This is a genomic window from Oscillatoria sp. CS-180, from assembly GCF_028330965.1.
Lineage (GTDB): Bacteria > Cyanobacteriota > Cyanobacteriia > Phormidesmidales > Phormidesmidaceae > Halomicronema.
Genome location: NZ_JAQMUB010000042.1, coordinates 1 through 11,726, shown reverse-complemented (window position 1 = coordinate 11,726; position 11,726 = coordinate 1). Strand labels below are relative to the sequence as shown.

The 11,726-nt window shown below is 50.4% G+C and carries 6 protein-coding genes; 3 read left to right on the top strand and 3 right to left on the bottom strand.

Going from position 1 to position 11,726, the window contains the following annotated elements:
- Positions 1 to 116 precede the first annotated feature (116 nt).
- The 3 genes from PN498_RS10070 to PN498_RS10060 all read right to left on the bottom strand — a co-directional run bounded on the left by PN498_RS10070 (position 117) and on the right by PN498_RS10060 (position 2,479).
- Positions 117 to 635, bottom strand: a complete 519-nt coding sequence (locus PN498_RS10070; RefSeq protein WP_272062611.1) for a chemotaxis protein CheW — start codon at positions 633 to 635, stop codon at positions 117 to 119.
- Complete coding sequence (locus PN498_RS10065; protein WP_272062610.1) at positions 632 to 1,018, bottom strand: response regulator transcription factor; 387 nt, start codon at positions 1,016 to 1,018, stop codon at positions 632 to 634. The genes PN498_RS10070 and PN498_RS10065 overlap by 4 nt, the downstream gene beginning before the upstream one ends.
- Positions 1,019 to 1,330: 312 nt before the next feature.
- Positions 1,331 to 2,479: a response regulator gene (locus PN498_RS10060; RefSeq protein ID WP_272062609.1), complete on the bottom strand. Its 1,149-nt coding sequence runs from the start codon at positions 2,477 to 2,479 to the stop codon at positions 1,331 to 1,333.
- A gap of 2,255 nt (positions 2,480 to 4,734) precedes the next feature.
- Here PN498_RS10060 and PN498_RS10055 point away from each other — a divergent pair.
- From PN498_RS10055 to PN498_RS10045, 3 genes are all read left to right on the top strand, one after another.
- Complete coding sequence (locus tag PN498_RS10055; RefSeq protein ID WP_272062608.1) at positions 4,735 to 6,528, top strand: hypothetical protein; 1,794 nt, start codon at positions 4,735 to 4,737, stop codon at positions 6,526 to 6,528.
- A gap of 202 nt (positions 6,529 to 6,730) precedes the next feature.
- Positions 6,731 to 9,013, top strand: coding sequence for a tetratricopeptide repeat protein (locus PN498_RS10050; RefSeq protein ID WP_272062607.1), 2,283 nt, complete (start codon positions 6,731 to 6,733; stop codon positions 9,011 to 9,013).
- 300 nt (positions 9,014 to 9,313) lie between these two features.
- The gene (locus PN498_RS10045) at positions 9,314 to 11,683 is read left to right on the top strand and encodes a cellulose biosynthesis cyclic di-GMP-binding regulatory protein BcsB (protein WP_272062606.1); all 2,370 of its coding nucleotides are present in this window, start codon (positions 9,314 to 9,316) and stop codon (positions 11,681 to 11,683) included.
- The last annotated feature ends 43 nt before the right edge of the window (positions 11,684 to 11,726 follow it).

Here is an 11,726-nt window from a genome sequence, read left to right as displayed (position 1 = left end):
ACAGTTCTGAGAAGATTCCGTTACGCTCGGCATCAACCCAAAGGGATCAGTGTTGACTAGCTGCGTCAGTTCCAAAAAGAGACTGTTGGGCTAATTGACAGAGACCCTGAAAGTTTTCAAGCTGCTTTGAGCGCAGGAGCATGGAGAATGGCCTCCGCATTCAAGACGAGTAGAACATCGTTCTCTTTGACGTAACAGCCTCGCAGAAATGGCACTAAACCAGCAGGAACATGTGCCGGCGGCGGGCAAACCTCCTGATGCGGCAAATTAAGGATGTTGTCAATTTCTTGAACACGAAGACCCAGCAAAACCTGGTTGACTTGGAGTAGAACCAGGTTGTATTGCTGAGAGTTGGGATAGGCGACTGGGATGCCCAATAGCAATGCCAAATCGGTGACCCACATGACCTGACTACGGCGGTTAATCAGTCCCAACATGGCCGGTGGCATGTTCGGCATTGGGGTGACACTAGCGGCTGGGACCGTGATCACCTCCAAAATTTGCCGGGTGGGTAAGAGGGTCAGGTGCCGACCTAAACGGAATTTCAGATGGCTGTGGGTATATTGCACGATCGCGGGAGACGCAATTGTGCCAGTTTCTTGAACGTTGAGGCTAAGAGAATTGTCAATGCTCATGGTTTCCTTTGCATCGCCGAGCGCACAACTTGTACTAGCTCGTCTTGGGTGTAGGGCTTGGTGAGGTAAGCATCTGCTCCCTGCTTCATGCCCCAAAGTCGGTCGATGTCCTGATTTTTGGACGTGCAAATAATGATTGGGACGTTAGCCGTCTCAGTATGCTTCTTGAGATTGCGGCAAAGCTCAAAGCCGCTAATCCCTGGCATAACTACATCTGTCACAATGACGTCTGGGCGCTGTCTGCTCACGATTTCTAAAGCGTCTTTGGCGGTTGTTGCACCAAGGACAACACAGCCACTTTCACGTAGATAATGGCTCATCAACTCCATTTCAGAGGGAGTATCTTCAACGATTAAAACAGTGGCAGTTAGAGTGTTCTGCATAGTTTTTCCTTGGGTGGATGTCGAGTCAACTTAAAGAAAGGGTGGTCTGTTAAAAAAACTGACGTTTTAGCAATCGTTTGCGGTGGCTCAGGAGTAAACAGTGCAGTCAATTTACTGCTGCCGGCCTTAGCCGTTGTATCAAGGGCATTTGAGAGCGGCTTGAGCTACAGTCGGGTATTTTTTAGGCAACACTCGCAACGCTCTGTCGTGGTGAAGCCTAGACAATCCAGAACGCGACAATTCACACTGGGTTAGCAGCGGATTCTGCCTTGGGTCTTGAGTTTGCCTTCCGCCTGTGGCTGCAAGAGGCCGCTAACTCAGATGCTTAAACACAATCTTGAGCAAATCGGGCTGGGTAAACGGCTTAGTTAAATAGCCAGAGGCACCGACAAGCTTGGCTTTGGCGCGGTCAATGAAACCTCGATTTCCGGTCACCATGATGATGGGTGTTTGCTTGAAGAGTGGATGCCGCCGCAGCAATGAACACAGTTCATAGCCGTCTAGGTTGGGCATTGTCACGTCTAGCAGAATGAGATCGGGTTTGTTCCGGATGATTTGCATCAGCGCACTGACCGGATCGGCAATCCTCAAGACTTTAAAAGCGCGATCGTCTAAAAACGCTTCAATAGCGCTTAGTACAGTCGGACTGTCATCAATACAGGCAACGGTGTAGGTTGCTTTGGGTTGAACAGTGGACGATCGCGTGTTCGCTAGTCCTGCGGGGCGAGACGGCTCCGATTGCTGAATCGGTCGCTGAGCGGGTTGCTGAGCCGGAATGGTAGGTCGCTTTAAGCCCAAAGGAGACGGCATCTCTTCCCGCGCAACAGGAGTTTGAGGCTGCACGCGGAAGGTTTGGATAGGGGGCTTGTTAGGTGTGGCAGCAGGTGAACTGACGTTATTCCGACTAACAATGCCGTTACTGTTGCTCGAAGGTTGCCGTCGCGATCGTCGAACCTGGCACGCCTCAACCAATGTCCGCAGATCGAGCTGGCAAAACCGAGGTCGGTTTGACAAAGGGGTGTCTTCTACCAAACTATAGCTGCCGTAGCTTAGAGGCAGCAGTGTCTCCAGAACTTCCTGAGCCAGCCCTTCAATGAGTTCACCCGCTTGAGCTTCTGTCAGATATTGCTGTTCGACTAGCCAACAGATGGCTTCATAGTCATTGCAGGTAATCTTGTTTTCTTCAACAGGTTGCTCAAACAGCAGTCTGATCTGAACCCGCACAGGACTGACCAAACTCAGAACTCGGCTGCTGAGCCGCTTGAGGAGGCGATCCAGGCGATCGAAGGGAGCCACCGAGTCGGAAGCAAACACCAATTTGCCCTGTTCTAAGAACAGTAGCCAATACTGGGAACCATCAGTCACTCTCAAGCAGCCACTTACCTGTCGACTGGCAGATTGAGCCAGAATACTTAATAAGTGCAGCTCTTGAGGAGACCGGTATTGATGGTAGCTGGTCATACCAGAATTCCTCATTCCTACATGCATTGCAGCCTATTTCTCAACAACGGCAAAGCGATCAACGGGTAGAGCAGATCCTGAATTATTGAGCCGGGTAAGCACCTGAGCGTTTAGTGAGGCACAGCTATGACTGTTTCAGTGACTAACCTGATGTTCAAGCTGGATTAGCCCTTCTGAATACAAAGACAGAAGTCGTAGCTTTTTCTAGCCGTCTGCTCAGCGATCAAGGGATAGAAGACTCAAAAATAATTTGCAGAAGCAAGATTCCGAATCTCCAATCTCAACCCCTCGCAGTTCACACAACACTTAAATTTGGGATTTATCAATTATCGAGATGAGTCAATAACACAACTTGACGATTCGGCAGCAGCTTGGGGTGATGCCCAGAAGCTGGAGTAACCCAGTTGCAGCAGAAAAGTTCGTCATTAAAGCTTTAAGTTGACCTCGCTTAGGAGATCTCAAAACAGTACTAAGTTCTGGAAAAATAACTAAAACTACACAGAATTTTGGTGAGATGCCCTATTGTCTGCCATATGCTGAGGCAAGTGGTGATGCGGCCCCTTTCAGCTAACTGACAAGAAGGCAATTAAAACTTGTCAAGCCGTTCCTGGACAATAAGGTTCAAGATATCCTCAAACAAAGTCTGCCCATTTATAGTCTTGCTCAATCAGCTGACATTTATTTCTTTGGTTCGCATCATCAACGATGAGCGATAGTTCCTAATTTATAACACTCAATTCAGTTCTCTACTTTTTTGCTTTCATCAGGAAGAAAGATAGGTGCAAGATATAACTTTTCCTTCTCTCACATAAAACTAGGATTAGCGATGAGAAGTTTAGCCGTTCTTGAAACAGCTCGGTATACAAATCCGGCTTAATCGTGCGAAATCCAAATAAAAAATTAGCCTAAGGACAGTCAAGACGTTCACAGACCTAGCCTACTAATATTGCTTGGCTATCAGGTCGCAATGCTTGAATGGAGTGGTAGATGCTTGAAAACTGCCCTAAGGCTAAGACTTCACTCAAGGAGCACAATTCTTCTGATGTTCTGTCAGAGAGTGTAAAGTCGTCAATTCAAAAAAAGAGTGCTTCATAATTTCTTAATAGATTGACTTTCGAGCTTTATCACGTTGATAAACAACTCCAGGTTAGTTATGGATGAGTTTATGCGCATCAAGATCCATTTTCTAGGACCCTAAGTAATTTCTCTATGGATTCAGACCTGTCAATAAAATGGGCCTCAGTAATGTTACTGGAGCTGGGAGAGTAATGTGAATTTGTTGCCCGTATAGCGGCAAATACTTCATCACGTACATGTACTTAGTTTGCCGGGTGATAAAAATCTAACAAGCAACGTGAATATACGTAATAATGATTTTAATCCGCTTGAATGCCTCAACTTCAAGCTTGTGAGGCTAGGATTAAGCTTGATTTGGTGCGTGTAAACACTGATGCTCGTTTCTTTTTATGAAGGGTATCTTATATGTCAGACGAGTGATAGCAGGTCAGTGATCTTCCTATGGTGATATTGCTGCCGCAAGAATACCGGACCTACAGATTGTTTTTTAGGCTTTGCCGATTCTGTATGAGATTATTCTTCTCCTGATTCACTCATTTTCTGCTGGTAGAGAGTGTGCATCTTCCCAAGGTTTTGATCTTGTTTAAATCAGGTCAATTTAATTTAATGCTTTCTCCCAGCCATTTTTTAGTCAGACAAAGGCGTCAAAAGTTTATCTTCGTTTAGTGGTCGAATGAATTAACCAGCTTGATTTTTAGTCTTTATAAGTGGAGGCGTCTAAATTTTACGTTCCGCTGATTTGAAGATAAAGGAATCACAGTTTGATATGTTCACTTGAATCTTGTAAGGCAATTTGTGGAGCGATCGCTTATTGCTGAAGATGAAGACCAAAATGAACATCTTTGGCTTGTCATCAAAATGCAGCATAGAATTTGCGCTTGCTTAAGTGACCTCGAATTCAAGTGTGGCTGTTTTTGCATGACTCCATGTATTTAAACCTTTAATTTAAGTGTCTGGAAGTTGCGAAGAGCGTCTTTTGGAGAAAATATCGAGTTTTCTTATTTTTGCCTATTGCCCGCTTGATTTATCTGCTAATGATTGGCTCAGAAAATCAGACCGAATACAAAAAATCTGCGGTGGATTTTCCGTTTTAGACTATGAAAATATTGTTCTACAGCTTATGTAAAAGTGCAGCTGATGCTGCCTCTTGCAGCCCTTTGTCTCAGCGCGTCAGATTCGTGAGCGGGCTGATATTTGGGCTAGCGATTCTTGGACAATCTGCCTACGCCTCAACGCCAGAAGCAGAACCAGAATTGGAGAGTGAGTCTGATCGCGCCGAGCAACTGCACGGTGCCTTGCCCGCTGGTGATGTTCCTTCGCCAGCAACTATGGATCTAGAGGGAACTCCCTCTGAGTCCGTGACAGCCTATTCAGTTCAGTCAGAAATCCCTGATTTTTGGCAGAACAACGCTGTCGATAGGGTTTCGGCGGAGACACTTCCAACAAAACAGTCTGTCAAAACAGTGGCTGACTCTGAGACAGTAGCCGTTGAGCCAGTGATAGAAGCTTCCCACTCGGCAGTGGCGATCGCCCCAGGTGAAGCGTCTCCTACGATTGAACCGAACGAGGCGATCGCTGTGGTGCCGCTCAGTGCCGTTGATGAAACGCCGAGCGATGCTCCTGAAAATGATCCTGAGATAGTTACAGAGACGGAGAATTGGACCGAGCTTTACGATCAGGCTTATGAGCTGGAGCAGCCGTCAACTGTCTATGACAATGTGGAGGCCGCTCAACCGATTGCGGTTGTCCCATTTAACGAAATTGACGAGGCGCTAGATCGCCACCTGGCCTCCACAGACGCTGATACGCTCAATGCTGATGAGGATTGGACGGCTCTATACGATCAGGCCTATGACCTCGACCAGATGTTCAATACCCCTGAGGAGGACGGGGCGATCGCTCAGTCGGTCGAGTCCCCTGCTGATGGGGAAGAGGTGGATGAAGCGGGAGACCCTATTGAACCCTCTACGTTAAGCACAGAAGCAACCGCCTCTGCACTCGCTGGTGTCGAACCGATTGAGAATTTTCGCCCCCTCCTGCAATTCCAAGCCGCCAGCATTTATCAAGACGATGAAATATCAGGACGGCTGAGGGCTACAGCGCTCTATGCCCTAAATGACCAAGTGATGTTTGGCGCAACCGTAGATTTGGTCGGCGGCAGCGCTTTCGTTGATTCTGCAGACGAGGGACTGAGCCTGAATGAATTGTATGTTTCGGCAGCGCCTTTTCGGGAACTGCCGAACCTGCGGTTTGTGGGAGGACTGATTGATTTAACCTCCTACTTCGACCGCAACAGCTTTGCTAAAGACGTCGTGACTCACTTCTTCAACCCGGTCTTTCAGACCAATCCAGCCCTGAGCGCTGCTGGTATTGGCAGTCGTCCAGGTGCCTTGGTCAACTGGAGTGCCACAGATCAGCTGGAGGTCAAGTTGGCTGCATTCTCCTCTAGCCGCAACTTAGGTGACTTAGCGCTGGATGGATTGGCAGCCGAAGTAGGTTTTCGATCAGGCAACTTCATTATCAGAGGCACCGTCGCAACAGCTCGTGATGCGGGTAATGACAGTGGCTTTGAGGAGCTTTTTCAGATTCAGCGAGATGACGGCAGCTTTGGTCTGTCCGATGACGATCGCGAAATTGCCTACGGTCTCAATGTCGAGTACTTCATCGATTCCATTAATGTGGGTCTGTTTGGCCGCTATGGCTGGTATGAGAACCGGGATGTTGGCCGCAGTGGCAGCACCTTTAGTCTGGGCATGAATGCTCTTGACCTGTTTCTGGAGGGCGATCGCCTAGGTCTGGGATATGGTCAGCAGCTGTCCAATGGCGACCTCCGCTCTGGGAAAACGCCAGACGTTTGGGAGGTGTTCTACGACGCGCCTGTGTATGAAAACGTGCGGGCGGGTGTCAGCTTGCAGAGCCGTGACGAATTCTCTGAAACGCTTCTAGGCATTCGCATTCGCGCAGATTGGTAACCCATCAGCTATCCCAGAACGAATCTCTCAAAATCTCTCAAAACATATTTCAACGACCGATTTGTCCCCTGTAAACCCTCGCCCCTAACTCGACGCCCTGTAGACACTGCAACGCTTGATTTTGACGTAACTTGCCCCTTCCTGAATCCCTGAACGATCTCTCCCGAATGCTATTGACCCCAACAAACAGGGCTATAGACCCATGAGCAAACGAAATACCCTCAAACTCAGCCTTCACACCTTATCGCTAGTCGCTGGTCTCCTGTTGACCCCCGTGCTGGATATCCGTCCGGCGATCGCTCAATCTGCCTCTACCCAAGCAGGTTACGACTACCTGCAGCAGGGGTGGGTGAATGATGCTATTCGAGAATTTGAGCAGGCTGTGCAGCAGCAGCCCCAATCCGTCCCGGCTCAGCTGGGCCTAGCGATCGCCTATGAACGCTCTGGACGAGATGCTGATGCTTGGCAAGCCTATCAGCGTGTACTCGCCCTTGAACCTCAAAACCGCCGTGCTCTTACTGCCGTGGGCGAATTGGGCGGATATCGTTCGGAGTGGCAATCTCAAGGCATTGAAGCGCTCTCTGAGTTGCTGAGATTAGAGCCTCAGAATGCCGAGGCAAGGGCACGGCGAGCTCTGTTGCTGGGGTATCAAGGCCGATTTGTGGACGCGATCGCCGACTACGACATCCTCCTTGCCGGGAGTCCTTCGCCCCAACTTCTGGCAGAGGCCGCTGAAATTTACACCTATAGCGGCAACTTTACTCAGGGGCGATCGCTGTTCGAGCAGGCCATTGCACGGGGACACTCGCTGACGGATGCTGGCGCGATCGCCTATGCCCAAACGCTGCTTCCTGCTGGACGAGCTGATGAAGCGATTATCCTTTTGGAGCAGCGGTTACAGGCGACTCCTGAGGATGTGAATCTACAGGCGGCTCTGGTGACGGCCTATCAGCAAGATGGCCAAACTACAGTAGCGCTGAATCTATTAGACGAGCTACGCGATCGCCCAGACGCCGTTCTACCTCTGGCTAGGGCCTTGAGTGAGATTGGTCGGCAGTCTGACGATATGAGTCTTTACCAAGAGGCGATCGACCTCTACTGGCAAGCTCTCAGCGACACGCCTAACCCCAGCATCGGCTTCGTCGTTGAGGTTGCTGATGTGTTGAGTGAAGCACCCAACTATCAAGCCGAAGCCCTTGAGCTATATGACGTGGCGCTAGCACAATCGCCTGACCAACTAGCCCTCCAAACTAAGCGCTTAATTCTGGCCAACACCCTGGGCGAGGTGTCGGATGTTGATCTGTCATCACAACTGTTGAGTGTGCTACAGCCGTTACCCAGTGAGCCGCCTGTTCAACAGCAAGTTGGTCAGGCACTGATTCGGCTCGATAATCCTGACCCGTCACTCCTTCCCATTTACGAAGATCTCATTTCAGCAGGTACCCCTGTGGACTTTATCTACTACCGACTCGCTCAAATGCAGATAGCACGGCAAAATTGGGCCGAGGCTAGAGCTGCCATTGTTGCTTATCAGGCAACCCCTAGCGGCACCAACGATATTGCACCTGCCCTTCTGATGGCTGACCTGGAACAGCGGCAGGGCAATTTGGACGCTAGTGTTGCGCAGTATGAGGCTATCTTTAGCCAAGCGGATTCCTTGCAGGTGCAGGAGACAGCTCTACTGGGTATCAGTGGGGTGCGGCAGCAACAGCAGCAGTGGCAGCAGGCCCTCATGGCTTACGAACGATTGCTCAACCTCAAGCCCCAAAGCGATCGCGCTCAGTTAGGCTCAGCCTACCTCTCGCTGAAGCTACAGCAGATGCCTCCCGCCCAAGCAGAGCAGGCCTTGAACACGTGGTTGGCTAACTATCCCACCGTGCCCGCTGCAATGGTGCCCCCCGAGTTGCTTAACTTAGTCGGAGAATTGCCCGCTGATCCAGAACGGCAAGCGCTGTACGAGACGCTGCTGGCGATCGCGCCTAATCACCTCGGTCTTAACCGTCGCTATGCGCAAACGCTGGCAATGACCGATCCAGCAGCAGCGATGGATTATTTAGAACAGCTGACGGCAACTGACCCGACCGATGTATCCCTCTACTTTGTGCAGGGCGAAGTTGCTCAAACTCTAGGCGAGTTAGAACTGGCGAGCGAAGCTTACGAAACCATCCTGGTGCAGGAGCCGGATAACGTGAATGCGCTAGCAGCCTTGGGCGGCGTTCGGTTTCAACAGGGACGGTTGGATGAGGCAGAAATTCTCTATGAGGAAGTGTTAGCTTTTCGTCCTGATGACTGGGAAATCCGCCGCGTCATGGCAGAACTTGACCTCGCTCAAGACGAACCAATCGCTGCCTTTGAGCAGTTCACGATGCTGCAAGAAGAGGCGGATGGACAAGTGGCTGACCCCCCTTTGGAACATCGATTACAGGAAATGCGGCTGAATCTGCTGAGGCGGCGAGGATTTCAGCCTCCGTGGGAGCAGTACTGATAGCGGGTTCTACTAAGGATGTGGGGGTGCAATATACCGCGTCCCCACACGAGGCTGAGGTTTCCACATATCAACCGGGTTTTCTCACACAGGGACTAAGCGTCCCCACACAAGACCGGGATTTTTCAGGCAGGGACAGGACTTGTTCGCACAAAGATGGCTGAATCTGCACCAAAACTGAAGCTCCCCATGTCGAAGCTTGGGCCCCCCAGCACAGGCGATTTCGAGAGGTCGAAGTCCTCACACCGACCTTGAACTATCCATCTCAGTAGTTTTGACACTTATTTTTAATCTATACCGATGAACCGCTTTCGATTTGCTGCAATATCTCCCCTAGTGCGATTTTTGCTGCTGATGGTGCTGACTGCCCTACTGCTGCAATCGACTCCACTGATGGGCAAAGTTCAGGCTCAATCGTCCTTACCTGAAACGGCTGAGGAGGCAACTGAAAACCCGACCGGTACTGCCTCATTGGAAGGCGATGCCACAGCGGACGGGACTAGCCAACCGGCCTCTGACTTAGCTATCCCAATTGTGAAGGCCGCTCCAGCAGGACAATACGTGCTGGAGTTTAATCGTAGTCCAGTGGTGCAGGACCGACTGCGCTTTGAAGGTATCTACGATGAAGCCCGCTTATGGTTCACGCGACCGCAGAATTGGGAGCCAAAATCAGTAAAGGTGCTTTTGCGCTATCGCCATTCTGCGGCCTTATACGCGACTCGCTCAAACATGACTGTGCTGGTGAATGGTACGAGCATTGGTAGTGCTCCCCTGAATCGCAAGCAGGGTGAATTAGGAGAGGCGGTTTTCGAAATTCCCGCTCGATTGATTCGCGATTATAACGAACTTGTCGTCGCTGCTTTACAAAACAACTCGCCGACGTGCACTCAGGATCCTTATGATCCTTCCCTTTGGTCAGAGATCTTGCCTGACTCTAAGGTTGTATTTGATTTTCAGCCTCAGCCCATCCCGTTGAGCTTTCAGCAATATCCCTATCCCATTGTGGATGTATTGAGTCTAGAGCCTAATCGGGTGACCTATTTGAAGCCGTTAGAGACGACGGATGAGTGGCTTACTGCAGCCAGCCGATTGCAGAGCAGTCTGGGGCGAGTCTTGGAATATCGTCCGCTGGAAACGCGACTGGCTACGGCTCTCGATCAAGTGACCGCTGATGAGGCGCTGATCATCATTGGAACTCCTGAGAATCAACCTATTCTTCAGTCGCTGGATTTGCCACTGCCCCTCGACGGGACCAACCTGTTGAATAGCGACAACCAGCAGTTACCGCCTAATTCAGGGGTGCTGATGATGACAACTGCATTAGATGATCAAATCCCCGTACTCGTGGTTACGGGAAATGGCGTTGCAGGGGTTGCTAAAGCGGCTCAGCTGTTGGTTCAGAAGCAGGATGAGGCGATCGCCACGGGGCAAGCCATCATTGTCGATGAACTTACTGAGGTGCCGAGTCCTGAACCCCGCAGCTGGCCCGACTATTTGCCTACGACCGACACTTTTGTTCTCCAAGACTTGACTGAAGGTGATCAGGAATCCGTACAAGACATTACCGTTTGGGGGTCCCACTCACCTGCGCTAGAGGTTGACTTTCGAGCACTGCCAGATGATCAAATCCTGCCTGGCAGCACAATGGATTTGACCTACAGCTATGGCCCCCAAATCAATCCTCTCACATCTCAAATCGAAGTCACGCTAGATGGTGTAGCCATTGGCGGTGAACGGCTCCGGTCTGAAGATGGCGGCAAGCGAGAAAAGATTCGCCTTGACCTGCCAACTGATACCATCAAGCCTTACTCCAAAATGCAAATCAACTTTCGCCTAGATCCTAGGGAGAGGCGGTCTTGCAGTCGTGTCACCGATCAGCAACTGTGGGGAACCATTCATGGCGATACTCAATTTCAAGTCAATCGAGAAGCTACGGCTTGGCTGCCAGACCTCAAGCTTCTGAAGTATGGCTTTCCTTTCGCAGCCCCTCAGGATTTGTCGCAGACCGCGATCGCCCTTTCTGCACAGCCGACCGATCCTGATCTTCAGGTGCTTTTAGAAGTGAGCGAGCGGTTGGGACGCCTGAGCAAAGCGGACTCTATCAAACTAGCGGTTTATCAAGGAAACGCACTCACCCCAGAAATCAGGCAGGACCATCACCTAATTGCGATCGGTGAATATGACGAATTTCCACTGCCGGAAGCCTTTGACGAACCGGGATTCAAATTGGGAGATGCCACCTCTCGACAGTATGCTCAGACCCGTATTCAGCCACTGACGGATCGAGAGGGCTTGATGAAGCAGGTCACTTCTCCCTGGAATGACGATAAGGTCTTGCTGGCATTAAGTGGCCAATCCACGACGGGCCTTGATCAAGTTCGTGACCTACTTGATCGAGATGCACTGTTCTACCAAATTGAGGGCGATACCGTACTCGTCAGCCAGATCAACCCCAACCCCTCAGAATACGATCCTGATAATTACAGCGTCAGAATTCTGAAACAGGCAAGACAGCAGAAGACGTCGTTAGAAACTAAACCCAGTCAAGTTTTAGCTAGGTTCCAGCAGAATTGGCTCTTTCTCTCGGCAGGCGCAGTTGTCATAGCACTCCTGTTTTACGGCATTGCTCAACACCTGATCAAGCGCTTGTTGGAGCAAGTTGGAGAGTGATCCTCGTTGACCTGATGGGGACTCGGGGACGCGATGCATCGCG

What these genes read in the sequence shown, in the direction of transcription:
- PN498_RS10070 (WP_272062611.1), bottom strand. Translation starts at nt 635, where the DNA reads ATGAGCATTGACAATTCTCTTAGCCTCAACGTTCAAGAAACTGGCACA.
- PN498_RS10065 (WP_272062610.1), bottom strand. Translation starts at nt 1,018, where the DNA reads ATGCAGAACACTCTAACTGCCACTGTTTTAATCGTTGAAGATACTCCC.
- PN498_RS10060 (WP_272062609.1), bottom strand. Translation starts at nt 2,479, where the DNA reads ATGACCAGCTACCATCAATACCGGTCTCCTCAAGAGCTGCACTTATTA.
- PN498_RS10050 (WP_272062607.1), top strand. Translation starts at nt 6,731, where the DNA reads ATGAGCAAACGAAATACCCTCAAACTCAGCCTTCACACCTTATCGCTA.
- PN498_RS10045 (WP_272062606.1), top strand. Translation starts at nt 9,314, where the DNA reads ATGAACCGCTTTCGATTTGCTGCAATATCTCCCCTAGTGCGATTTTTG.